Annotated in this window: 18 protein-coding genes and 1 tRNA gene; 2 read left to right on the forward strand and 17 right to left on the reverse strand. The window is 71.5% G+C overall.

Annotated elements, in window-relative coordinates:
* Positions 1–197: 197 nt before the first annotated feature.
* The 3 genes from ACYVD5_RS15550 to ACYVD5_RS15560 all read right to left on the reverse strand — a co-directional run bounded on the left by ACYVD5_RS15550 (position 198) and on the right by ACYVD5_RS15560 (position 4,727).
* On the reverse strand, positions 198–1,691 hold the full coding sequence (locus ACYVD5_RS15550; RefSeq protein ID WP_461001758.1) for an MFS transporter: 1,494 nt from the start codon (positions 1,689–1,691) through the stop codon (positions 198–200).
* Between the two features lie 194 nt (positions 1,692–1,885).
* The gene (locus tag ACYVD5_RS15555; RefSeq protein ID WP_461001759.1) at positions 1,886–3,463 is read right to left on the reverse strand and encodes an FAD-dependent monooxygenase; all 1,578 of its coding nucleotides are present in this window, start codon (positions 3,461–3,463) and stop codon (positions 1,886–1,888) included.
* A 406-nt stretch (positions 3,464–3,869) separates the two neighbouring features.
* Positions 3,870–4,727, reverse strand: coding sequence for a LysR family transcriptional regulator (locus ACYVD5_RS15560; RefSeq protein WP_461001760.1), 858 nt, complete (start codon positions 4,725–4,727; stop codon positions 3,870–3,872).
* Positions 4,728–5,166: 439 nt separating this feature from the next.
* On the opposite strand from ACYVD5_RS15560, the gene ACYVD5_RS15565 reads away from it, so the two are divergent.
* Positions 5,167–6,189 carry an NAD(P)H-dependent flavin oxidoreductase gene (locus tag ACYVD5_RS15565; RefSeq protein ID WP_461001761.1) on the forward strand — a complete coding sequence of 341 codons (1,023 nt, stop codon included), beginning with the start codon at positions 5,167–5,169 and terminating at the stop codon, positions 6,187–6,189.
* A gap of 306 nt (positions 6,190–6,495) precedes the next feature.
* Here the strand turns inward: ACYVD5_RS15565 and ACYVD5_RS15570 are convergent.
* The 4 genes from ACYVD5_RS15570 to nadD form a co-directional block, all read right to left on the reverse strand.
* Positions 6,496–6,568: transfer RNA gene (locus ACYVD5_RS15570), tRNA-Ala, on the reverse strand.
* A gap of 149 nt (positions 6,569–6,717) precedes the next feature.
* Positions 6,718–7,344 (reverse strand): histidine phosphatase family protein, encoded by a 627-nt coding sequence (locus tag ACYVD5_RS15575; protein WP_461001762.1) that lies wholly within the window; start codon positions 7,342–7,344, stop codon positions 6,718–6,720.
* A gap of 63 nt (positions 7,345–7,407) precedes the next feature.
* Positions 7,408–7,815 (reverse strand): ribosome silencing factor, encoded by a 408-nt coding sequence (rsfS, locus tag ACYVD5_RS15580; RefSeq protein ID WP_461001763.1) that lies wholly within the window; start codon positions 7,813–7,815, stop codon positions 7,408–7,410.
* 26 nt (positions 7,816–7,841) lie between these two features.
* Complete coding sequence (gene nadD, locus ACYVD5_RS15585) at positions 7,842–8,423, reverse strand: nicotinate-nucleotide adenylyltransferase (protein WP_461001835.1); 582 nt, start codon at positions 8,421–8,423, stop codon at positions 7,842–7,844.
* Between the two features lie 296 nt (positions 8,424–8,719).
* On the opposite strand from nadD, the gene ACYVD5_RS15590 reads away from it, so the two are divergent.
* Positions 8,720–9,781, forward strand: a complete 1,062-nt coding sequence (locus ACYVD5_RS15590) for a M48 family metallopeptidase (RefSeq protein WP_461001764.1) — start codon at positions 8,720–8,722, stop codon at positions 9,779–9,781.
* 93 nt (positions 9,782–9,874) lie between these two features.
* On the opposite strand, the gene ACYVD5_RS15595 is transcribed toward ACYVD5_RS15590, so the two are convergent.
* The 10 genes from ACYVD5_RS15595 to ACYVD5_RS15640 form a co-directional block, all read right to left on the reverse strand.
* Positions 9,875–10,702 (reverse strand): SAM-dependent methyltransferase, encoded by an 828-nt coding sequence (locus ACYVD5_RS15595; RefSeq protein ID WP_461001765.1) that lies wholly within the window; start codon positions 10,700–10,702, stop codon positions 9,875–9,877.
* A 178-nt stretch (positions 10,703–10,880) separates the two neighbouring features.
* Positions 10,881–12,137, reverse strand: coding sequence for a glutamate-5-semialdehyde dehydrogenase (locus tag ACYVD5_RS15600; protein WP_461001766.1), 1,257 nt, complete (start codon positions 12,135–12,137; stop codon positions 10,881–10,883).
* A gap of 445 nt (positions 12,138–12,582) precedes the next feature.
* Positions 12,583–12,849, reverse strand: a complete 267-nt coding sequence (locus ACYVD5_RS15605) for a hypothetical protein (protein WP_461001767.1) — start codon at positions 12,847–12,849, stop codon at positions 12,583–12,585.
* Between the two features lie 145 nt (positions 12,850–12,994).
* Entirely contained in the window at positions 12,995–14,197 is a 1,203-nt protein-coding gene (proB, locus tag ACYVD5_RS15610; RefSeq protein ID WP_461001768.1) for a glutamate 5-kinase, read from the reverse strand.
* Positions 14,198–14,300: 103 nt separating this feature from the next.
* Entirely contained in the window at positions 14,301–15,665 is a 1,365-nt protein-coding gene (gene obgE, locus ACYVD5_RS15615; protein WP_461001769.1) for a GTPase ObgE, read from the reverse strand.
* Positions 15,666–15,859: 194 nt separating this feature from the next.
* Complete coding sequence (gene rpmA / locus ACYVD5_RS15620; protein WP_461001770.1) at positions 15,860–16,126, reverse strand: 50S ribosomal protein L27; 267 nt, start codon at positions 16,124–16,126, stop codon at positions 15,860–15,862.
* Between the two features lie 14 nt (positions 16,127–16,140).
* Complete coding sequence (rplU, locus tag ACYVD5_RS15625) at positions 16,141–16,461, reverse strand: 50S ribosomal protein L21 (RefSeq protein ID WP_461001771.1); 321 nt, start codon at positions 16,459–16,461, stop codon at positions 16,141–16,143.
* A gap of 300 nt (positions 16,462–16,761) precedes the next feature.
* Positions 16,762–19,749 (reverse strand): Rne/Rng family ribonuclease, encoded by a 2,988-nt coding sequence (locus ACYVD5_RS15630; RefSeq protein WP_461001772.1) that lies wholly within the window; start codon positions 19,747–19,749, stop codon positions 16,762–16,764.
* A gap of 154 nt (positions 19,750–19,903) precedes the next feature.
* The gene (locus tag ACYVD5_RS15635; RefSeq protein ID WP_461001773.1) at positions 19,904–20,641 is read right to left on the reverse strand and encodes a TIGR03936 family radical SAM-associated protein; all 738 of its coding nucleotides are present in this window, start codon (positions 20,639–20,641) and stop codon (positions 19,904–19,906) included.
* A gap of 595 nt (positions 20,642–21,236) precedes the next feature.
* Positions 21,237–23,171, reverse strand: a complete 1,935-nt coding sequence (locus ACYVD5_RS15640; RefSeq protein WP_461001774.1) for a TIGR03960 family B12-binding radical SAM protein — start codon at positions 23,169–23,171, stop codon at positions 21,237–21,239.
* Between the last annotated feature and the right edge of the window lie 78 nt (positions 23,172–23,249).

Here is a 23,249-nt window from a genome sequence, read left to right on the forward strand (position 1 = left end):
GGATTCGAACCCCAGACCTCCTCCATGCCATGGAGGCGCGCTACCGACTGCGCCATAGCCCCGTGTGTTCACCTTTATATCATCTCCCGGATGCGGTTCCGGCCGCCGCTGCGGCCCAACGGCGCAGGTGGTTCAGCACCGCAGGGCAGCCGCGCACCCGCCCGCGGCTTCTGCGTGCGGGTGCGCGGAGCCCGTGTCTAGTTGCGGTAGGCCGACGTGGTGCCCAGCCTCCGCACCAGGACCGCTGCGGCCACGGCGGCGAGCACGTAGAAACCGGTGAGGATGCCGATGCTGCCGTACACCCCAGTCGCCGTCTGCACGTTCTCTCCGGCGACGGTCGCGTCGGTGGCCGAGAGCAGCGCCGAGACCAGAAAGCTCATGACCACGGAACTGGTCGCCAGCATGACGATGACGAGGCTGGACATGACCGCCTGCTGTTCGGCGCGCGCGTGGATCGCCATCATGTTGAACCCGGATGTCATGAGCGTTCCCGCCGCGAAAGCCATCAGCATGGAGAAGAACAGCGCGGCGTAGAGGTTGGTGGCCCCCGCGAACATCCCGATGGTGCCCACCGTGCCGATGGCCACGCCCGCGGCCAGTGTCGCGGGCGGCCCGATGCGGGTGGCGACCCAGCCGGCCAGCGGGCCGCCGATCATGATGCCGATGCCCGGCAGGCCGAACAGCAGGCCGACTATGCCGGGAGGGCCGGCGAGCCCGTAGCCGAGCTGCTCATCCGGCGAGACGTGCGCGAGGATGCTGACGATCGGGTCGATCGCCCGGACGGTACCGGCTCCGAGGACGAGCACGAGGAACGTGAGCACCAGCGGCCGGTTCAGGCTGCGGATGTCGATCACCGGTTCGGGTTTCCGGCTCGACACCAAGTACCACCTGGCGAGCGCCGCAATACCGCCGCCGAGGACGATAAGCGGCCCCAAAGCGAGCCAGCCGAACTCCGGACCGAGGCTGATGTAGCTGAGGACCGCTGCCAGACCTCCGCCCAGCATCACCGCGCCGGCGACGTCGACGGTGCCCGGTGTCCTGTTCGTGGACCTGGGGATGAGGGCGCGTACACCGAGCACCGCGATGACCGCGATCAGCGCCGCGGCCACGAACACGACCCGGTAGCCGAACTCCGCGGAGAGCACCTCGTAGATGAACGGGGTCCCGATGCCGAGGACCCCGGCGCCGGTACCCACGATGCCGACGATGGGCATCGCGATGCGGGGTGCGCAGAGGTCGCGGACGATCGCCATCGAGAGGAACATCGCGGCCACGGCGGCTCCCTGCACCAGCCGACCGAAGACGAACACCCAGATGTTGGGCGCCGCGAGGCAGATGAGGGAGCCGATTCCGGCGGTGAGCAGCGTGATTACGAGCATTCTGCGTTTGCCGTAGATGTCGGCGCTCTTTCCGATCAGCGGCGCCCACATCGCTCCCGCCAGCGTCGCGCTGGAGCTTAGCCACGCCGCTTGGTCGGTGCCGAAGTGTTCGAGCATCTGGGGAAGGACCTGGGTCGGCGCCAGGACGACCGTGTCGGCCAGGGCGTTGACCACGATCAGCGCGACCAACTGGCTGAACAGCAGGGCGCTCCAGCGCGTGTGCTTGCCGGCGTCCGGCGATTCGGGCGGGTCTGCAGGCGGACCTTCCGGGGCTTTTTCGGGCGGGCTGTTATCAATACCGTTTGTGTGCATGAAGCGGTCGTGACGCCTTTCTGGACTCGTCTGGGCGTGCGAGGTGCCGAGCCGAGCGGATGGCCGCACCGCCGCACCGCCCGCTCGCTCCGGGCGGCTGCGCTGCGCGGCCGCACCCCGGCCGCGTCCGGCCGCGTCCGGTCGCGCCTGCTGCGCACCTGGCGCGGCAGAGGCCGGGGCCGGGTGCACCGGTGCTATGCGTAGTGGACGCGGCTGCCGTGCGACCGGAACGCGGCCAGGTGTTCCACGACGCCGGACACCTGGTCGGCCGGGGTACGGGCCGCGATGTAGCCGTCCGGCCGGATGAAGATCAGCTCGCCCGGGACGGGCCGGTAGATGCGTTGGAACTCGCCCTTGCCGTCGGCGATGGCGCCGGCCGGGGCCGACCCGATGCGGTGCACCTGCAGGAGGGCCGGGTCGGCTTGGTCGAAGACGACCGGTTCGGTGTGCTCGTGGAGGAGCACCGTCCAGTGCGGTCCGCGCATGAGGTCGAACAGTTCGCGGGTGCCCTGTTCGCCCTCCAGCCCGCTGACGTTGGGTGCCCGGTCGCCGGCCGCCGGGCCGGCCGGGGTTTGCGCTCCGCCGCTGTAGGCGAGCGGGCCGGTGCGGTAGTGGATGCCCAGCCCGGTCGTCCATTCGTCGGAGATGTCGGCGATTGCCGAGCCCAGTCCGTCTTCGGTGCTGCGATCCGCCTTGTCCATGGTCTCGGACATCTTCCGGGTGCTCACCGCGAGCACGGTGCGGGCCACCGGCATGCGCTCGGCGCTGTAGGTGTCCAGCAGGTCCGGCAGGGCGCCGCCGCCGAGCACACTGGCGAGTTTCCAGCCGAGGTTGTAGGCATCCTGGATGCCGGTGTTCATGCCCTGGCCGCCCGCGGGCGGGTGGACGTGGGCGGCGTCCCCGGCGAGCAGGACGCGGCCGCTGCGGTAGTCCTCCACCATGCGGACGTTGACCTGGTACACCGACAGCCACGTCGCGCTATCCAGCACGACGGCGCCTTCGCCCGCGCGTTCGTCGAACAGCTGCTGATACCACTCCAGGGACGGGGTACCGGGTTCGACGCCCGCCGGGATCGGGCTTTGGAACTGCCACAGGTCGCTGCCGGGCAGCGGGGTGAGGCCGAGCATGCCGTGTTCGGACGGCCAGATGTGCATGCGGCTGCGGTCCAGGGCCGGCACGGTGACGTCGCCCAGGTACCAGCGCTGCTGCTCGATGGTCTCGCCGACCATGGGCAGCCCGGCCAGCTTGCGGGTGGTGCTTTTGCCGCCGTCGGCCGCCACCACGTAGCGGGCGCGGACGCTCCGGTCGCCTTCGGGGGTACGCAGGAGGGTGGTGGCGCCGGATTCGTCCTGGTCGAGGTCGACCGCTTCGGCGCCGAACTCTACTGCCCCGCCGAGTTCTGCGAGCCGTCGCCGCAGCGCGTACTCGGTGTCGAACTGGCCGAGCCACAGCCCGTCGGGGTAGGGCGTGCAGCTCGATTCGTCGGCGCGGGTGCCGATCGGAGGCCGTTCGGTGACCGTGCCGGAGCGTTCGTGGAAGCGGATGGGTAGCTCGGCGGTGCCGGTGCGCAGCACGTGTTCGACGGCGCCGAGGTCGTCGAACACCTCGATGGAGCGGGAGTTGATCTTCTTGCCCTTGGATGCGCGGTTGGGTTCCGGGGCCTGCTCGACGATGCGGCAGGCGACGCCGCGGCGGGCGAGGTCGCACGCCAGGGTCAGGCCGGTGGGGCCGGCTCCGATGATGAGGACGTCGGTGGTGGATACGTCGGTCATGGCGATCCTTTCGTTATTACACTGCACCGTGCAGTGTAGTTACTGGATCGCCGTTGGCAACCCGCGCCGGACACGGCTGCAGAGGATGACAGCGCCTGCGCTCCCCGGTCGATGCGGGTACCGGTCGCGGTGGCCGGAGCGGGCGCAGCGGTACCCTGCGCGAGCGCGTACAGACCTGGGCGCCGTGGACGTGACCGCCGCGGCCTCCGCCCTCGCCGCCACCACCGGGCCGGACGGATCCGGAGCGCGCGCCGGGGGACCGCTGGACCCGTTCACCGGCGGACTCGCACCCGGGCCGAGTGAAACGAGCTGCAACCGCCCGTCCCCGCCCGCTCGCGGGAACGCCCGCACGCGCGAACACAGCGGCGGGCGCGGCGTGCTGGCGCTTAGCGGCCACCGCGAAGCGTCAACGTGGCCGGGGCCGCCCCTGGGCGATGGCCGCCTCGACGAACCGCCTGAGTAGCGCTCCGGCCCGGCTGGGGACCCAGGCCAGGCGCAGCGCCGCGGGCGGCGCGTCCTCAAGGGGGACGAACTCGATGCCGGCGGGGGCGTTCGCATACGCGGCCGACAGCGCGGTCGCCCCGACGCCGCGGTCGGCGGCAACGAGGGCGACCCACTCATCGTAGTTGCCGCACTCGACCACGCGCGCCGGGCGGTGCTCGGCGTCCCACAGACCGGGCTGGGTGCTGCCGCTGCCGGCGTTGATGACGACGGGGTGCTCGGCCAGCTCGTTCCAGGTGAAGCGGTCCCGGCCCGCGAGGGGCGAGCGGCGGCTCACAGCCGCGACGCGCTGCTCCTCGAACAGGGTGAGAGTGGTCGCCGTTTCGCTCGCGAGGCGGTGCCGCGCGATCGCGATGTCGACGTCGCCCCGCTGGAGCGCGGACTCGAGGTCGTCGCGGCGCATGAGGCGCGCTGTGGCCCCGGTCGTCTCCTCGAAGGCCGAGACGAGGTCGCCGGCCCACGGATCGGGCAGCCCCCAGGCGAACCCGACTCTCAGCTCGCGCTCTCCGCGCGCCTGCGCCACGGCGACGTCGAGGTCGCGCAGCACCGACCGGGCCCGTGCGAGGAACGCGTGCCCTGCCTCGGTCAGCCGCACCGAGCGGGACGAGCGTTCCAGGAGCGTGACCTCCAGGACCTGCTCAAGCTGCTGGATCGTGCGGGTCAGGGCCGGCTGAGTGACGAGCAGTTGCCGGCCGGCCGCCGTGAAGGACAGGTTCTCGGCGACCGCGGCGAACGCCCGCAGGTGCCGCAGCTCCACATCCATGTCTCGCGAGCATAGATGATGCGCAGCGGGCAATTCCCTTCGGCCGCCAGGATGCGTAGCGTCGGAGTGGTATGCAAGGGCGGCAGGCCGTGGAGGGCGGGAGACGGGCGGTGGCGAGCGCGGCAGGGGTCAGGGGCGAAGCGGGCGGTCGCGGTGCAGGCGGCGGCCACGCTCTCCGCCGGGGCCAGTGCCGACCGGTTCGTGTTCCCTCTCATCCTGCCGTCGATGCAGGCGCAGGCACGGGTGCCGGCGCAGCTGCCGGCCACGCTCGCCCCCGCGAACCGCGCTTGATGTCCCGTGGGCGCGTTCGCCGCGATGCCCGTGCCCGCGCTCGGCCGCAGCGCGCCGCGTGTCCGGGCCGGCGCGGTGGCGCTCCCGCAGGAGCGGACCGTGCTGCGGGGGCTCGGAGCCGCCCCTCAACCGCTGAAAGGAAGCACGCATGCCCGCTCCTCTCCTGGACTCCCGAGCGCCGATCGTGGCCGCGCCCATGGCGGGCGGCCCCTCGACGGTCGCCTTGGCGCGCGCCGTGGCGTCCGCCGGCGGCTTCCCGTTCCTCGCCGGCGGGTACAAGGCCCCTGAAGCCTTGGCCGCCGAGATCGACGAGGCCCGCACGCTCGGTGCCGGGTTCGGTGTGAACCTGTTCGTGCCCGCCGCGGATGCCGTGGACCAGGCCGCGTTCGCCGCCTACGCCGCAGAGCTGCAGGCGGAGGCCGATGAGTACGGCCTGCAGCTCGATCCCGTTCCCGCCGCCGACGACGACCGGTGGCGCGAGAGGCTCGCCCTGTTGGTCGAGCACCCGGTCCCGGTGGTGTCGCTGACCTTCGGGCTGCCCGACCCGGCCGACATCCGCGCGATGCAGAGCGCGGGCAGCCGGGTGCTCGCCAGCGTGACCTCGCCGGACGAGGCCCGTCTCGCCCGGGAGGCCGGTGTCGACGGGCTCGTCGTCCAAGGGCCCGACGCGGGCGGGCACAGTGCAACCTTCGACCCCGCCGGCACCCCCGGCCATGTCGACACCGCGGCCCTTGTTCGCCGCGTGCTGGAGGCGGTGGACCTGCCCGTCATCGCCGCCGGCGGCGTCGACGGCCCCGCGGCCGTACGCCGGATCCTTGAGGCCGGGGCCCAGGCCGCCGCGGTCGGGACGCTGCTGCTGCGCACCGACGAGGCCGGCACCTCCCCCGCCCACAAGCGGGCCCTCGGCGACCCCAGGTTTACCGAGACCGTCCTGACCCGCGCATTCACCGGCCGGCCCGCCCGCGCACTGCGCAACGGGTTCGTCGACCGCCACCACGGAGCGGGCCTGAACGCCTACCCGGCCGTCCACCACCTCACCCGCGCCCTCCGCCAGGCCGCTGGGCGAGCCGGCGACACCGACCGCCTCCACCTCTGGGCCGGCACCGGCTGGCGCAGCGCCACCACCGGCCCGGCCGCCGACGTCATCCGCCGCCTCGCAGCAGGAGCCTGACCCATGCCGCGCCCCTGAGCGTGCGGTTGTGCCGTGGTCCGGCGCCGGACCACGGCACAACCGCACGCTCGTTTCCGCACACCGCCCCAATAAGCAGGGTCGTCCCAGAGTGGGTCCCATCGGGGGTTCGGGGGTCGCCCCCCGAAAGAAACAACGAGACGACCCGGCGATACGGCGAAGCCGTGAGCAGGGCCGTCCCAGAGTGGGTCCCATCGGGGGTTCGGGGGTTGCCCCCCGAAAGAAACAACGAGACGACCCGGCGATACGGCGAAGCCGTGAGCAGGGTCGTCCCAGAGTCGAGCCGAGTGGAGCTATGGGGATTCGAACCCCAGACCTCCTCCATGCCATGGAGGCGCGCTACCGACTGCGCCATAGCCCCTGCGTGGGCACCGCATGAGACTGCGCGGCGCCGGGACCGACTCTATCGGACTCCGGCGCCGCCGTCGAAACGGACGCCCGTGCCCGGCCGCTCCCCCGCAGCCGCGCGGCCCGGTCCTGCCGCCGCCCCCGCCCGAATCCCGGCCAGGTTCAGCGGTCGTCGCTGAGGGTGCGGGGTTCCGGCAGGCTTGCGGCGTTGTGCTCCAGCAGCCGCCAGCCGCCGGCCGGCAGGGGACCCAGCAGGGACCAGGAGCAGTTGCCCAGCGGCCCCAGTGCCTGGCGCCGGTCGGGCGGCAGGCCGAGCATGCGGTTGATGCCGGCGCGCAGGGCCGCCCCGTGGCCCACGGCCACCAGCAGCCCGTCCTCGGGCACGAGCGCGAGCCCGCGCTCGATGGCGTCCATCACCCGCTCCCCCACGGCGCCGATGTCCTCGCCGCCGGGCGGTTCCATGCGGGCGTCCTCTTCGGGCCAGTTCCGGCGGATCTCGGCGGTGGTCAGCCCTTCCCACTCACCGCCGTAGCGCTCCCGCAGCCCCTTGTCGGAGATGATTTCGAGCCCGGTGGCCTCGCCGAGGACCCGGGCGGTCGCAGCGGCGCGGTTCAGGTCCGAGGAGACCACGGCATCGGGCCTCAGCCGCGCCAGCAGCGCAGCGGCGCGCTGCGCTTGGGCGATCCCGTGCTCGTTGAGCGCGATATCGGTCTGGCCCTGGAACCGTTTCTCGGCGTTCCATGCGGTCTGGCCGTGGCGCCAGCAGACGACTCGGCGGGTCTCAGGCACGGGCGGCCTCCCTGCTGATGGCACCTGCGCCGGCACCGCCGGACGCGCCGCCGCGGGGCCCGCTCATGCGCCTTCGGTGTCGTCGGGGTCGGCGCGCCAGCGCCCGCGGGCGGTTTCGGGCAGGGTGATCTGCGGGCAGTCCTTCCACAACCGCTCCAGGCCGTAGTGGCCGCGTTCCTCTTCATGCTGGATGTGGACGACGACGTCGGCGTAGTCCAGCAGCACCCAGCGCCCGTCGCGTTCGCCTTCGCGGCGGACCGGCTTGACCCCGCCCTGCTCGCGCAGGCGTTCCTCGACCTCCTCGACGATGGAGCGCACTTGGCGGTCGTTGGGGGCCGAGCACAGCACGAACGCGTCGGTGATCACCAGCTGTTCGCTGACGTCGTAGGCGATGATCTCCTGGGCGAGCTTGTCGGCGGCCGCTTCAGCGGCGATGTTGACGAGCCCGACGGCCCGGTCGGTGGCGGACACGATGTAGCAGCAGCCTCCCTCGGGTGCTACCCCGCTGTCGCGTCGTCGAGGTAGAGCCCGGTCTTGTTGATGTAGCGGACGATGCCGTCGGGTACCAGGTACCAGATGGGCTCGCCCTTGCGGACGCGTTCCCGGCACTCGGTGGATGAGATCGACAGGGCCGGAACCTCTACGAGGCTGACCTTGCCGTCGGGCAGACCTGGATCGGTCAGCCGGTGGCCGGGGCGGTTACAGCCTACGAAATGCGCCAGTTCAAAGAGTTCATCCACGTTCTGCCAGCTCAGGATAGCGCCCAATGCGTCGGCGCCGGTGATGAAGAACATCTCGACGTCGGTTCCATAGAGCTGGCGCATTTCACGCAGGGTGTCGATGGTGTAGGTCGGGCCGCCGCGGTCGATCTCCATCCGGCTCACGCTGAACTGCGGGTTCTCGGCGGTGGCGATGACAGTCATCAGGTAGCGGTCTTCGGCCGAGGTCACCTGCGTGAGGTCCTTTTGGTAAGGCTGCCCGGTGGGCACGAAGACCACCTCGTCCAGGTGGAACAGGTGGGCGACCTCGCTGGCCGCCACCAGGTGCCCGTGGTGGATGGGATCGAACGTACCGCCCATGACGCCCACGCGGTGGGGGTTCCGGCGCCGCTGCTCTGCAGTGGAGAGCACCCCCGGTTCGTTGCGCACGTGCCGCTCCGTTTCCTGCGTGTACTGATCGGTCCGCCGGCACCGCCACCGCACCTGCGGTTTGCACCGTTTTACTACCGATGATGGGGATACCGCGGACTATCCCGAGGTTAGCCGACCGCTGTCCTCTCCCCGTCAGCAGCTACCCGGACCCGGCGCAAAATCGCGTCATATCTCGAACCGCCGAAACCGTGGCATCGGGCACCGGCGCCGCATAGCATGCCGACATGACCACCAACGCTCCAGACCGTGCACGGGTCCGTTTCGAGAACATCAGCTCGCGGGCGTACGAGCATCCGGCCGACCGCGGCGCGCTGGTCGCCCTGCGCTCGCTGCGGGGCTTCGACGAGGTCTTCAAGCGCCTGTCCGGCATGTTCAACGAACGCGCCCTGCGCCTGATGTTCCTCTCCAGCGCCGTCCGGGTGAACGAACAGCAGTTCCCCGAGGTTCACAACTACGTCCGCGACGCCGCCTACATCCTGGACCTCGATGAGGTCCCCGAGCTCTACATCCAGATGAACCCCAAGCCGAACGCCATGGCGATCGGCAGCAGCAAGCCGTTCATCGTGATGACCACCGGGCTGTTCGACCTCCTCGACCCCGAGGAGCAGCGGTTCGTCGTCGGTCACGAGGTCGGCCACATCCTCTCCGGACACGCCGTCTACCGCACCATGCTGCTCGCGCTGGTCCGCCTCGCCCTGCGCGTGGCCTGGATCCCGCTGGGCTTCATCGGCATCAGCGCGATCGTCATCGCGCTGGAGGAGTGGTACCGCAAATCCGAACTCTCCTGCGACCGCGCGGGCGTGCTCGCGGGCCAGGACCCCGAGGCCGCCAAGCGGGCACTGATGAAGCTGGCCGGCGGCTCGCGGCTCGCCGAGATGAACCCCGACTCCTTCATGGAGCAGGCCCGCGAGTACGAGAGCGGCGGCGACGCCCGCGACAGCCTGATCAAGCTGCTCAGCACCATGGGCCAGACCCACCCGTTCGCGGTCATCCGCATGGCCGAGCTGAACCGCTGGCTCGAAGACGGCGCCTACCAGCGCATCCTCGACGGCGACTACCCGCGCCGCGATGCCGACAAGGACGCCTCCGTCGGCGACGAGGCCCGCAGCGCCGCCAACCACTACAAGGAAGCGTGGGGACGCTCGGAGGACCCGCTGGTGGGCACGCTGCGCGACGTCGCCGGCAGCGCGGCCAACACCAGTGGGCGGATCTTCGACTCCGTCGCCGAGCGCTGGAAGAACGCGGGGCAGCGCCGCAACGACGGCAACGGCGGCTCGGCTTCCTGACCCGCGCTGCCCGCCGCGCCCTCGGGCGGCCTGCCGGCCGCTCCCCGGCCCGGCCGCCGCGGATACCGCTTGCCGGCACCCGCGGCGGCCGGGTCAGGGTTTGCGGGCGACCCCGCCCGTCATGAACCGGGCCGCCACCGATGTGCTGTCGCGGACGATGCCATCGGGCCGCCACAGCGGCAGCGGCACCACCCCCGGCGGCAGCAGCTTAAGGCCGCCGAAGAACGCATCCAGCTCCTCGGTGGTGCGCACCCGCCCCGTACCGAGCTGGCTGAGCAGCACCCGCTCCAGCTCGGCGCTCTCGGGCGCATCGCCCAGCCGGGTGAAGTTGGTGATGAAGAAGAACGAGCCGGGCACCACCGCGTCGACCAGCGCCGACACGATCCCCTGGGGGTCCTCCTCGTCGAGGATGTGGTGCAGGATCCCGCAGAGCATCACGCACACCGGGCGGTCGAAGTCGATCAGGGCGCGCACCGCGGGATCGGCCAGCACCCGGGCGGGCTCGCGCAGATCGGCCGTGACCACCTCGGTGTTGCTGTCGCCGCCGAGGATCGCCCGCCCGTGCACCGCCACCAGCGGGTCGATGTCGACGTAGACGACCTTGGCCGCGGAGTTGGCCTCCTGGGCGACCTCGTGGGTGTTGCGTGCGGTGGGCAGCCCCGAACCCAGGTCCACGAACTGCGTGATGCCCTCTTCGGTGGCCAGGTGGCGCACCACGCGGTGCAGCATTTCGCGGTTGTGGATCGCGATCTCTTTGAGCTCGGGCATCACGTCCAGGCTGGCGCGCGCGACCTGGCGGTCGGCCGCGTAGTTGTCCTTGCCCTCCAGCATCACGTCATAGACACGGGCCGCAGTAGGCACACCCGTATCGAAACCGGCTGAACCGTTGGCGTTGAAGGACCGGCTCGGATCATCGGCCATGGCTGCTCCTAGCACGGGGGGTCGCCGAGTATCCCGGCATCCTAGCGCCCGCCCTGTACGCGCCGGCACGGGCTCCGGCCCGAACGCAGCGGGCTTCCGCCGCGCCGAACCGCCGAGCCCGTCTGCGGCCGAGCGGTCGGCCCGGGCAGGGCCGACCGGGCCGGTGCCGCGCGGGCCCTCAGCGCACGTGGCCCTCGCCGGTGACCACGTACTTTGTCGAGGTCATCTCGGCCAGCCCCATGGGGCCGCGGGCGTGCAGCTTCTGGGTGGAGATGCCGATCTCGGCGCCGAACCCGAACTCGCCGCCGTCGGTGAAGCGGGTGGAGGCGTTGACCATGACCGCCGCCGCGTCCACCTGCGCCACGAACCTCCGCGCCGCCGTCTGCGAGTCGGTGATGATGGCCTCGGTGTGCTTGGTCGAGTAGCGGCGGATGTGGGCGACCGCGTCGTCCAGGGAGTCGACCACCTTCACCGCCAGGTCGGCCGACAGGTACTCGGCGGCCCAGTCGGATTCGGTGGCCGGCACGGCCGAGTCGTCGTAGCCGCACACCCGGTCGTCGCCGTGCACGGTGACACCCAGCTCGCGCAACGCACCCAGCACCCGCGGCAGGAAGCGGTCGGCCGCGGCCGCGTGCACCAGCAGGGTCTCAGCGGTGTTGCAGGTCGACAGCCGCTGGGTCTTGGAGTTGACCGCCACCGCCAGCGCCATGTCGGTGTCGGCGGAGTCGTCGACATAGACGTGGCAGTTGCCCTCGCCGGTCTCGATCACCGGGACGGTGGACTCGCTGACAACGGTCCGGATCAGCGAGCCGCCGCCGCGCGGGATCAGCACGTCCACCAGCCCGCGGGCCCGCATGAGCGCCTGGGCGGATTCGCGGCCCGCGCCGGGCACCAGCTGCACAGCGTCCACCGGCAGCCCGGCCTTGTGCAGCGCGCCGCGCAACACCTCGACGATGCGCGTATTGGAGGAGTGGGCTGAGGAGGAACCGCGCAGCAGGGCGGCGTTGCCGCTCTTGAGGCACAGGGCGGCGGCGTCGGCCGTGACATTGGGCCGGCCCTCGTAGATGATGCCGATGACACCGAGCGGTACCCGCACCTGGCGCAGTTCCAACCCGTTGGGCAGGCTGGAGCCGCGCACCACCCCGCCGACCGGGTCGGGCAGGTCGGCGACATCGCGGACGGCGTCGGCGATGTCGCCGACACGCTCGGCGGACAGCGCGAGCCGGTCCAGCATGGCCGGGCTCTCGCCGGCGGCGCGGGCGCGCTCGACGTCTTCGCCGTTGGCGGCCACGATGGACTCCGCATCGGCTGCCAGAGCATCGGCCATAGCCAGCAGCGCCTGGTCCTTGACGGCCCGGCTCAGCGGCGCGAGGGCGGCCGCGGCGTCTTGGGCGCGTTCGGCCGCGGCACGGACATCGCGCTCGGTATCGCTCATGGTGCTGGTCGCTTTCCAGGTGGTTCAGCGGACTCGGAAGGTGCGGTGATCCGGATGATCCAGGTGGTCCGGATGTTCCGGATGGCCTGGATGGCCCGGCGGCCCCGGCGCGTTGGGCGCCCGGATGCCGCCTCCAGCGTATCCATCCGGTTGCGGCCGCCTCCGGCAACGACGGGCTTGGCCGTTTCGCGGACAGCCGCGCTGCCCAGCCGATACGGTAACGGCGCCAGGTTGCTCGGTCGAGAGCTCAGGTGGTGTCGATGTCGGCATGTCCCAACGGAGGAGAACACGATTGGGTGTTAGGAGGCGATAGGAAGTTCCACTGCTCCAAGTGCGGAGCCGAGAGCGCTCGCAGACTCTGACGCGCCGGTCGACGGCATAGCGAACAGCGAGCGCAGTACGGCGGCGCGGGCGAATGCGCCGCCGCGAGCGCAGGTGGCCCCGCTCAGCACGCCTGGCCAGGATCCCTCTCGGCCGCGCGCTTAGCGGGGTGCACCGTCTCCTCCTCCACCACCTCGCCCTCGGAGCTGGCCCGCCAAGTGACGGGGCCGCCCAACTGGTCTGCGAGGTCCTGGGCCCACCGGCGCAACGGTGCGAATCGGTCCGGTCCGGGGTGCAGCACGGTCCGGCCCTGGTAGGTCACCGCTCCCAGCGTGACGACTCGGCCGTTGTAGCGCAGCTCGGTGTCGAACTCGTGCGTGGTGGACCTCATCCCGCAACCCTACTGGCAGGCGGGTTCGGGCCGAGGGTGGCACGCGGTAACCGATCGCCTTAATCGGTCCCCCGAAAACGCCCCGACCCTGTGTCCGTATCCCCGGCCGCCCACTGCGCGGTCCGGGACCGCTCCTACCCGGCTCCTATCCGGGGCCGCCCCGGGCGCCGGCGCCGGCGTGCTCCAGCAGGACCAGGTCGTCGCGGTGCACGATCTCGCGTTCGTAACCCGGCCCCAGCTCGCGCGCCAACCAGCGGGTGGAGCGGCCCATCAGGTCGGGGATCTCGCCCGCGTCGTAGTTGACCAGCCCGCGGGCGATCGCGGCGCCGTCCTCGCCGCGCAGGTCCACCGGATCGCCGGCGGCAAAGTCGCCCTCGACCTTGACCACCCCGGCCGGCAGCAGCGACGCCCGCCCGCCCGCGACCGCGTGCACCGCTCCGGGGTCCAGCACCACACTGCCGCGCGCGGCGGTGGCATGAGCCAGCCACAGTTGCCGGGTGGACGGCCGCCGCCGCGTGCTGGCGGCGAACAGTGTGCCCACGCTCCGGCCCGCCAGTGCCGCGCGGGCGTTGGCGGCCGAGGTCAGCACGGTGGGCACTCCCGCTTCGGTGGCGATGCGGGCCGAGGACACCTTGGTCACCATGCCGCCCGTGCCCACCCCGCGCTTTCCCGTACTGCCGATGTCGGCACCGTCCAGGTCGGCGGGGTCGGCGATGTAGGGGATGGCCCGGGTACCGGGGCGGTCGGGGTCGCCGTCGTAGAGGGCGTCGACGTCGGAGAGCAGCACCAGTGCGTCGGCACGCAGCAGGTGGGCCACCAGGGCGGCCAGGCGGTCGTTGTCGCCGAAGCGGATCTCGTGGGTGGCCACCGTGTCGTTCTCGTTGACGATGGGCATCGCGCCGATGTCCAGCAGCCGGCGCAGCGTGCGCTGGGCGTTGCGGTGCTGCACGCGGCGGATCATGTCCTCGACGGTCAGCAGCACCTGCGCGGCGGTGAGGCCGTGTTCGGCGAAGGCGGCGGTGTAGTGGGCGATGAGCAGCCCTTGGCCGACGCTTGCCGCCGCCTGCTGCGTGGCAAGGTCGCGCGGGCGCCGGGTCAGACCCATCGGGGCGGCTCCGGCGGCCATAGCGCCCGAAGAGACCAGCACCACCTCGGTTCCGGCGGTGCGGCGCTCGGCGAGCACGCCGGCAAGTTCGGCGATCCGCGCCCGGTCGATGCTGCCGTCGGGTGCCGTCAGCGATGAAGACCCGATCTTGACGACGACCCGGCGGGCCCGGGTCACCGCGGTGCGCGCGTCCTGCGCGTCGTTCCCTTCGGACGATTCCGACTCTGACTGTGCGTTGCGCACGTCGCACTTCTTTCCATGGGTATCGGTCGTATCGGCGGCCGGGCCACCGCTACCCCGCGCGACACGGGCGGGCGGGAGCGCGCATACGGCGCTCCCGCCCGCCTCAACCCAGCCTGGAGTCGGTGCCGCGCGGGCCGATCGGTATGCCGCCGGAATCGATCGACGGGTCCCAGTCGAACACCACGGAGTTGTCTTCGTCGCCGATGTAGACTTCGGCGCCCTCGGTGGCGCCCGCATCGGCGAGCGCCTCCTCGATGCCGATCCGGTTCAGCCGGTCGGCGAGGTAGCCGACGGCCTCGTCGTTGCCGAAATCGGTCTGGCGCACCCAGCGCGCGGGCTTGCTGCCGCGCACGCGGAACGTGTTGTCGCCGAGCGCGACGATCTCGAAGGGGGCCTCGCCGAGGCGGCGGGGGCGCAGCACGATCCGGCTCGGCTCGGGCGCGGGGCGCGCGGCGCGGGCCGCCTCGACCTGCTCGGCCATTGCGAACGAGAGTTCGCGCAGACCGTCGCGGGTGGCGGCCGACACCTCGATCACCTGCAGTCCGCGCTCGCGCAGCATCGGGGCGACCATGTCGGCCAGTTCGCGCCCATCGGGCACGTCGAGCTTGTTGAGCGCGGCGATGCGCGGCCGGTCGGAAAGGTCGATGCCGGTGGCCTCGCCGTAAGCGGCCAGCTCGGCCTCGATGGCGTCGAGGTCGCTGATGGGGTCGCGGTCGGGTTCAAAGGTCGCGCAGTCGAGCACGTGCACCAGCGTGGCGCAGCGCTCGACGTGCCGCAGGAACGCCAGCCCGAGCCCGCGGCCCTCGCTTGCGCCCGGGATCAGCCCGGGTACGTCGGCCACCACGAACTGGCTGCTGCCGGCCTCGACGACGCCGAGGTTGGGGATGAGGGTGGTGAAGGGGTAATCGGCGATTTTGGGGCGGGCGGCCGACATGGCGGCGATCAGCGAGGACTTGCCCGCGCTGGGGAATCCGACCAGTCCCGCGTCGGCGATGGTCTTGAGCTCGAGGCGGATGTCGAGTTCCTCGCCGGCCTCGCCCTTGAGCGCGAACCCGGGCGCCTTGCGCCGCGGTGAGGCCAGTGCCGCGTTGCCCAGCCCGCCGTTGCCGCCGGCGGCGATGACCATCCGGGTGCCCTCACCCACCAGATCGGCGATCAGTTCGCCGGCGGAGTCGAGGACCACGGTGCCGTCGGGTACCGCGAGCACGGTGTCGTCGCCGTTGCCGCCGGAGCGGTGCCCGCCCTGGCCGGGCGTGCCGTTCTGGGCCTTGCGGTGCGGACGGCGCTGGTAGTCCAGCAGCGTGGCGGTGTTGCGGTCGACCTCAAGCACCACGTCGCCGCCGTTGCCGCCGTTGCCGCCGTCGGGGCCGCCCAGCGGTTTGAACTTCTCGCGGTGCACGGAGGCGCAACCGTGCCCGCCGTCACCGGCCTTGATGTGCAAGACCGCTTCGTCGACGAAGTCAGGCATGTGTCCTCTCCCGTGCGGGGTGTCCGCTGACCAGCCTATGCGCCGCTCAGGCGCGCGGTGCCGAAGGCGGCCGAAGGTGTTTACCGGTGCAGTGCCGGTTCGGAGGTGGTTGAGGTGGTGAGGTGGTACCGACACGCGTAGGGCGGGCCAGAACGTGCTGGCCCGCCCTACGCGAAGCGTCTTCCGCGGCGGCCCTACTGAGCGGGGGCCGGAGCGGGGACGATGTTCACGGCCTTGCGGCCGCGCCGCGAACCGAACTCCACCTTGCCCTCGACCAGCGCGAACAGGGTGTCGTCGCCACCGCGGCCGACGTTGTCGCCGGGGTGGAAGCGGGTGCCCCGCTGGCGGATGAGGATCTCGCCCGCCTTGACGGACTGGCCGCCGAAGCGCTTGACGCCGAGCCGCTGAGCATTGGAGTCGCGGCCGTTCCGGCTGGACGATGCGCCCTTCTTATGTGCCATCTCGCGCCCCTCTCCTACTTGTTGTTGTTCGACGCGATACCGGTGACACGGACCTGGGTGTACTTCTGCCGGTGGCCCATGCGCTTCTTGTAGCCGGTCTTGTTCTTGTACTTGATGATGTTGATCTTGGGGCCCGTGGACTCACCGAGAACCTCGGCGGTGACGGAGTAGCCACTCAACTCGGCGGCTTCGCTGATGACCTTGCCGTCGTCGACGACAAGCAGCGGCTCCCACTTCAACGTGGCGCCCGTCTCGTCGGAGACCCTGTCGATGGCCAAGACGTCGTCGACAGCCACCTTCTCCTGTCGGCCGCCCGCTCGCACGATCGCGTACACCGGGGAACTCTCTTCCTGCTCGTGTGGACCAGCCCCGCCTGAACGGGGGAGGATATGCGCTCAAAATCGACCTTCGACCCGCGCGCTCGCCCGCGGCGGCGCGAAGTCGAGAAGTAGGTCTCGGGCGCGCGAACGATGGGGGCGCGCCGACGCACCGCCTTCTAGGTTACCACCGGTGGGGCGGAGCGCAGCACGCCCGTAAGGGCCCGCGCGCGGGGTGTGCGGGCCGGACCCGCGAAGGTCCGGCCCGCGCACAGCGGTCCGCCGCCGGGAGCGGTGCGCCCCCGGGGGCGGAACCGCTCAGGTCGCCTCGGCCACCGCCGACTCGGCGGAGGTCGCGGCCTTGGTCCGCCGGGTGCGGCGCCTGCGCGGGCGCTGCTCGGCGGAATTCTCGGAATCGGCCGGCTCGCCGCCGTCGGCGGCGGAGTCGGCATCGCCCGCTGCACCGGACCCGGACTCGGGTGCGGCTCCTTCGGCAGCCCCTGCGCCGGCAGCGCCGGCGCCGGAGTCCTCGGAGCCCTCCGGTGCGGTGGGTTCGGTCTCGTCCTCGGCCGCCGCAGCATCGCCCTTCTTGGTGCGGCGGCCGGTCTTGCGGCCGGCGGACTTGGTGGCGGCGGACTTGGCCGCGGTCTTGGCGCCCGCGCGCTTGCCCTTGGCAGGCGCCGGCTCCTCGATGGCGTCCTCGGCCTCGGCCGCCGCCACCGCTCCGGCCGCGGGCTCGAGCTCGGCGTCGTCGGCTGCGGCCTCGGGGTCGGGCACCGCGGACTCGGGCCGGTCGGCCTGGTCCTTGTCGCCCTTGCCCTTCTTCTTGCGGCCGCTGCCACCGCCGGCGCCGGTGCCGCCCCCGTTGGCCTTGGGGCCGACCGGTTCGGTGGAGACCACCACGCCGCGCCCGGCGCAGTGCTCGCAACTGTGCGAGAACGCCTCAAGCAGCCCCTGGCCGACCCGCTTGCGGGTCATCTGCACCAGCCCGAGCGAGGTGACCTCGGCCACCTGGTGCTTGGTGCGATCGCGCGAGAGGCACTCCAGCATGCGCCGCAGCACCAGGTCGCGGTTGCTCTCAAGCACCATGTCGATGAAGTCGATCACGATGATGCCGCCGATGTCGCGCAACCGCAGTTGGCGCACGATCTCCTCGGCGGCCTCCAGATTGTTCTTGGTGACCGTCTCCTCAAGGTTGCCGCCCTGACCGGTGAACTTGCCGGTGTTGACGTCGACCACGGTCATGGCCTCGGTGCGGTCGATGACCAGCGAGCCGCCGCTGGGCAGCCACACCTTGCGCTCCAGCGCCTTCTGGATCTGCTCGTCGATGCGGTAGGCCTCGAAGACGTCGCCGTCCTCGGTCCAGTGCGAGAGCCGCTCGGACAGGTGCGGCGCCACATAGTCGACGTAGTCGTGCACGGTGTCCCAGGCTTCGCCGCCCGAGACCACCAGGCTGGAGAAGTCCTCGTTGAAGACGTCGCGCACCACCCGCACGGTCAGGTCGGGCTCGCTGTTGAGCAGCGACGGCGCACTGGCCGAGCGCGACTTGCGCTTGATGGAGTCCCACTGCTTGGCCAGCCGGGTGATATCGCGCTCCAGCTCTTCCTCGCTGGCGCCCTCAGCGGCGGTGCGCACGATCACGCCGGCGTTCTCCGGCATGACCTTCTTCAGGATCTGCTTGAGCCGCGCGCGCTCCTTGTCGGGCAGCTTGCGGCTGATACCGGTCATCGAGCCGTCGGGGACATAGACCAGGTAGCGGCCGGGCAGGCTGATCTGGCTGGTCAGGCGGGCGCCCTTGTGGCCCAGCGGGTCCTTGGTGACCTGCACCAGCACCGACTGGCCGGACTTGAGCACCGACTCGATCCGCTTGGGCTGGCCCTCGAAGCCCGTGGCGTCCCAGTTGACCTCGCCGGCGTAGAGCACGGCGTTGCGCCCCTTGCCGATGTCGACGAACGCCGCCTCCATCGACGGCAGCACGTTCTGCACCCGGCCCAGGTAAACGTTGCCGACGTAGGACTTGTGGGCGGCGCGGTCGACGTAGTGCTCGACGAGGACGTCGTCCTCCAGCACCGCGATCTGGGTGCGGTCGCCGGTGCGCCGCACCACCAGGTCGCGTTTGACCGACTCGCGGCGGGCCAGGAACTCGGATTCGGTGATGACGGGTGCGCGCCGGCGCCCCTGCTCGCGGCCCTCGCGGCGGCGCTGCTTCTTGGCCTCCAAGCGCGTGGAGCCCTTGACCGCCTGGACCTCGTTCTCGGCCGTCTTGTTCTCGGTGGCCTTGCCGCTGCGCGGTTCGCGCACCTTGACGACGGTGTTGGGCGGGTCGCCCTGGTCGGCGGCACCGTCCTCGCCCTCGCCGCCGGTGCGGCGCCGGCGGCGGCGCCTGCGGCGGCTTCCGGCCGATTCGTCGTCGGACTCCTGCTCGTCGGCAGCCGCCCTGCGGGAGCGTCCGCCGGTACCGGCTCCGGCGGCGGAAGCGGTGTCGGCGGCGGATTCGCCGGCCTCGGTGCCGGCGGCACCGCGGGTGTCGGCGGCGGGCTCGGCTTCGTCGTCGCCTTCGTCCTCGCCGAAACGGGCGCGCCCGCGCCCGCGTCCACCGCGGCGCCGGCGGCGGCGCGAGGGGCGCTCGTCGTCGGTTTCGTCATCGTCGGCGCCGGGTTCGGCCGCGCGGTCGTCGGTGTCGTCGGCGGCGGAACCGGTGTCGCCGCCGGCGGAGCCGTAAGTGTCGGTGGTAGCGGCGGCGTCGGCTGCGCCGGTGTCCTCCGGGGACGGCGCGGAGCCGTTGCGCTGGGCCCGCCCCGCCGGCTCGGCCGGGGCGACCGGCGGCTGGAAGAGCACCATCGGCGCCTGGTAGGCGCCTGTGCCCGAAGCCTCGGGGGCGATGCCGCCGCCGGCGGCGGACGAGCCGGGTTCGGCATCGTGGCCGGTTTCCGCGGCTTCGTCGGGGGCGGCACCGCGCGAGCGCCCTTGGGCGCGGGTGCCCTTGGTGCGGGTGCGGCGCTTGGTCGCGGCAGGCTCGGCGGGTTCGGCATCGGCGGTCTGGTCGGGAGCGGTGTCGCCGGGGTCGGTGTCCTCAAGGGACGCCTGGCCCGCAACCGTGGTCAACGGCCCCTCGGCCGGTGCCACCGGTTCGGGCTCGGGCGGCGGACCGGCCGAGCGCAGCGCTCCGCTGCGCCGCTCGGGTCCGCTGACCCTGACCTCGCTCTCCTGCGGCGGCGCGAAGGTCGCCTGCACATCGGGTGTCTGTGTCGCTTCAGTTGTGCCCTCGGTGCCTTCAGCACCGTTGTCGGGCTCGTTGTCGAGCATCCGGGCGGTCTCCCGTCAAGTCCCCGGGCGCGGCGTGGGCGCTGGCGCTCCGGCCGCTGCGCGCGGGGACTGTTGTCGCTATGTCGGCGCCGGCAGCCGGTTTCGGGCTGGCCGGGGCAAAGTCGTTTCGGGTCGCCCGCGTCCCCAATGGAGTTCACGCATACGGCGCGCTCCGCGCGGGCGAGAACGGTCGCGGCTGGTCCGCCGCGCGTCCGGCCGGATCCGCCAGGGCATCCGCGGTGAGCGGATCGGCGATCGCTTCGGACGCATCGTCGAGCGGCCCCTGCGCCAGCCGGGTCATCACTGGCGATGACAGCGGCGCGAGGTCGGCCACCTGGCGAAGGCCGTTCACCACGTCGTCCGGTCGAACAGCAGGTGTCGTGTGCCGAACAACCATACGAAGTGTGGCATATGTCGCATCTCGTTCCGTTGTGGCGCGCCCGTCCACCCAAAGATGGAGGACGGCCGCACGGGTGTCGAAGCGGCGGCGGCCCTTCTTGGTGAGCCGCTCCACCTCGACGGTTTCGGCCGCGTCGAACGCGGCCACCGCCTCCGCTGCGTCGTCGGGGTCGACGCCGGGCAGTTCCACAAGCCACTCCGATGCCTGGAGGCGGTCGGCAAGACCGCCCGGCATCGCCGCCACGACCTCGGCGACGTCGAGCCCGTCGGGCATGGCGTCGTCGAGCCGGACACGGACCTCGTCGTGGGCAACGGGTTCGGCCAGCGTGATCTCGAAGTACTCAGCCTCACTGGCCACCCCGGTGGGGGCGGCGTTGACGTAGGAGAGCTTCGGGTGCGGCGAGAACCCCGCTGAGAACGCGACGGGGACACCGGCTCGGCGCAACGCCCGCTCCAATGCGCGGGCGATGTCGCGATGGCTCGCGAAGCGCATCCTGCCGCGCTTGGTGTAGCGGACCCGCAGCCGCGGGCCGGCGTGTCCGGTGGAGGGCGGGGTGGTGCCCTCAGGTGCGGGGGGCAGCTTTTCTCCTTTCCTCGGTAACTCCCCAGTGGGCGGGCTGATTCCTCCCTGCCGCACCCACCTGGGAGATTCACGTCTTACTTCAGCGTACGGTGCGCTCCAAGGAGCATGCGCCATCGGCCGCGGAGGTGAACGATCGGACACCCCGATCGGGCCAGTGGGCGGATGACCCGATGACGCACCGCTCCGTACTGGATCACCCACGTATGTGCTGTTCCCGCCCGCCGACAGGTTGAAAAGCGGTACACGGGTCCGGATCACATCGTCCCGCTCTGGCCGTATCAGGCCACCCTGCTTGGTGACCTGCGACTCCGGGTCCGGGAAAAAATTCTTTAAGGAAATCGCGCAGCCATGCCAACCCCTGGCACCACCGGCCCGTCTTACATGACGTATGGCCCGGCGCGAGCGGGGCGCCGGGCCATACCTTGCTCCTCATCCCGGTTCCGGGTTGTACCGGACTCCGGGCGGCACCGGGCGCCAAGCGACCCAGGCACCGCCCGGCGCCGCTTCAGACCACCGTCAGCGGCAGCGACCGGCCCGGCTCGCTCGGCCCGATCTGGATCTCGGTGCCCATCGTGGGGCAGACCCCGCAGTCGTAGCACGGGTTCCACCGGCAGTCGTCGACCTCCACCGACTCATCGCCGTGCAGCGCGTCCTCCCAGTCCTGCCACAGCCAGCCGCGGTCGAGCCCGGCATCGAGGTGGTCCCAAGGCAGCACCTCGTCCTGGTCGCGCTCCCGCACGGTGAACCAGTCCAGGTCAACGGGTTCGCCTGCCAGCGCCTCGGCGGCGGCCGCGCTCCAGCGCTCGTAGGAGAAGTGCTCGCTCCAGCCGTCGAAACGGCCCCCGGCGCGCCACGCCGCCTCGATGACCCGGCCCACTCGCCGGTCCCCGCGCGAAAGCAGCCCTTCGATGATCGAGGGCTTGCCGTCGTGGTAGCGCAGCCCGATCGACTTGCCGTAGCGGCGGTCGGAACGCAGCGCGGCCTTGAGCTTGTGCAGCCGCGAATCGACCTCCTCGAAGGGTGTCTGCCCTGCCCACTGGAACGGGGTCTGCGGCTTGGGCACGAACCCGCCGATGGAGACCGTGCACCGGATGTCGGAGCGCCCAGTGGCCTCGCGCCCGGCGCGGATGACCTCCTTGGCCAGCTCGGCGATTGCCAGCACGTCCTCATCCTGCTCGGTGGGCAGACCGCACATGAAGTACAGCTTGACCTGGCGCCAGCCCGCCGCGTAGGCCGCCGTGACCGTGCGGATCAGGTCCTGCTCGGTGACCATCTTGTTGATGACCCGGCGCATGCGCTCGCTGCCGCCCTCGGGCGCGAACGTCAACCCGGAGCGGCGGCCGTTGCGGGTCAGCTCGTTGGCGAGGTCGATGTTGAACGCGTCCACGCGGGTCGAGGGCAGCGACAGCCCGGTGTTGGTGCCCTCGTAGCGGTCGGCCAGGTCCTTGGCGATACCGCCGATCTCGGTGTGGTCGGCGCTGGAGAGCGAAAGCAGCCCGACCTCCTGGAACCCCGACGAGCGCACCCCCTGCTCGACCATCTCCGTGATGGTCTCCTTGCTGCGCTCGCGCACCGGGCGGGTGATCATCCCGGCCTGGCAGAACCGGCAGCCGCGGGTGCAGCCGCGGAAGATCTCGACGCTGTAGCGCTCGTGCACCGACTCCGCCAGCGGCACGACCGGGTTCTTCGGATAGGGCCACTTGTCGAGGTCCATCACGGTGTGCTTCTGCACGCTCCACGGCACGCCCGCGCGGTTGGGCGTATAGGACTCGATCCTCCCGTCGGGGTGGTAGCCCACGTCGTAGAAGCGCGGCACGTAGACCCCGCCGCCGCCGGCCAGCCGCAGCAGCAGCCCGTCGCGCCCACCGGGGCGGCCCTCGCGCTTCCATTCGCGGATGACCTCGGTGATGGCCAGCGCGATCTCCTCGCCGTCACCGAGCACGACCGCGTCCAGGAAGTCGGCGACCGGCTCGGGGTTGAAGGCGGAGTGCCCGCCCGCCAGCACGATCGGGTGGTCATCGGTGCGGTCGGCCGCGCGCAGCGGGATACCGCCGAGGTCCAGCGCGGTGAGCATGTTGGTGTAGCCCATCTCGCTGGCGAAGCTGATCCCGAACACGTCGAACGCCGCAACGGGCCGGTGGGCGTCGACGGTGAACTGGGGAACGCCGTGCTCGCGCATCAGGCCCTCCAGGTCCGACCACACGGCGAAGCTGCGTTCGGCGAGCACGCCCTCGCGCTCGTTGAGGACCTCGTAGAGGATCTGCACACCTTGGTTGGGAGCACCCACCTCGTAGGCGTCGGGGTACATCAGTGCCCAGCGGACCTCGGCGGTGTCCCAGTCGGCCACGACGGAGTTGAGTTCGCCCCCGACGTACTGCACCGGTTTCTGCACGCTCGGAAGCAGCGCTTCCAACTGCGAAAACACGCTTTCGATGGGCATGGTGGTTCCCCTGCGTCGGCTGTCGCGGAAAGTCCTGTCGAACCTCCACAGCTTAGCGAGCGGCCGCACGCGCCGGAC

It is taken from the genome of Streptomonospora sediminis, from assembly GCF_054778995.1.

Bases quoted from the DNA above. Each gene is read 5' to 3' on its own strand.
- ACYVD5_RS15605 (WP_461001767.1), bottom strand. From the start codon at position 12,849: ATGAGGTCCACCACGCACGAGTTCGACACCGAGCTGCGCTACAACGGC.
- ACYVD5_RS15590 (WP_461001764.1), top strand. From the start codon at position 8,720: ATGACCACCAACGCTCCAGACCGTGCACGGGTCCGTTTCGAGAACATC.
- ACYVD5_RS15565 (WP_461001761.1), top strand. From the start codon at position 5,167: ATGCCCGCTCCTCTCCTGGACTCCCGAGCGCCGATCGTGGCCGCGCCC.
- nadD (WP_461001835.1), bottom strand. From the start codon at position 8,423: ATGGGCGGTACGTTCGATCCCATCCACCACGGGCACCTGGTGGCGGCC.
- ACYVD5_RS15560 (WP_461001760.1), bottom strand. From the start codon at position 4,727: ATGGATGTGGAGCTGCGGCACCTGCGGGCGTTCGCCGCGGTCGCCGAG.
- ACYVD5_RS15595 (WP_461001765.1), bottom strand. From the start codon at position 10,702: ATGGCCGATGATCCGAGCCGGTCCTTCAACGCCAACGGTTCAGCCGGT.
- rpmA (WP_461001770.1), bottom strand. From the start codon at position 16,126: ATGGCACATAAGAAGGGCGCATCGTCCAGCCGGAACGGCCGCGACTCC.
- ACYVD5_RS15600 (WP_461001766.1), bottom strand. From the start codon at position 12,137: ATGAGCGATACCGAGCGCGATGTCCGTGCCGCGGCCGAACGCGCCCAA.
- obgE (WP_461001769.1), bottom strand. From the start codon at position 15,665: ATGCCTGACTTCGTCGACGAAGCGGTCTTGCACATCAAGGCCGGTGAC.
- ACYVD5_RS15640 (WP_461001774.1), bottom strand. From the start codon at position 23,171: ATGCCCATCGAAAGCGTGTTTTCGCAGTTGGAAGCGCTGCTTCCGAGC.
- ACYVD5_RS15555 (WP_461001759.1), bottom strand. From the start codon at position 3,463: ATGACCGACGTATCCACCACCGACGTCCTCATCATCGGAGCCGGCCCC.
- ACYVD5_RS15630 (WP_461001772.1), bottom strand. From the start codon at position 19,749: ATGCTCGACAACGAGCCCGACAACGGTGCTGAAGGCACCGAGGGCACA.
- ACYVD5_RS15635 (WP_461001773.1), bottom strand. From the start codon at position 20,641: ATGCGCTTCGCGAGCCATCGCGACATCGCCCGCGCATTGGAGCGGGCG.
- ACYVD5_RS15550 (WP_461001758.1), bottom strand. From the start codon at position 1,691: ATGCACACAAACGGTATTGATAACAGCCCGCCCGAAAAAGCCCCGGAA.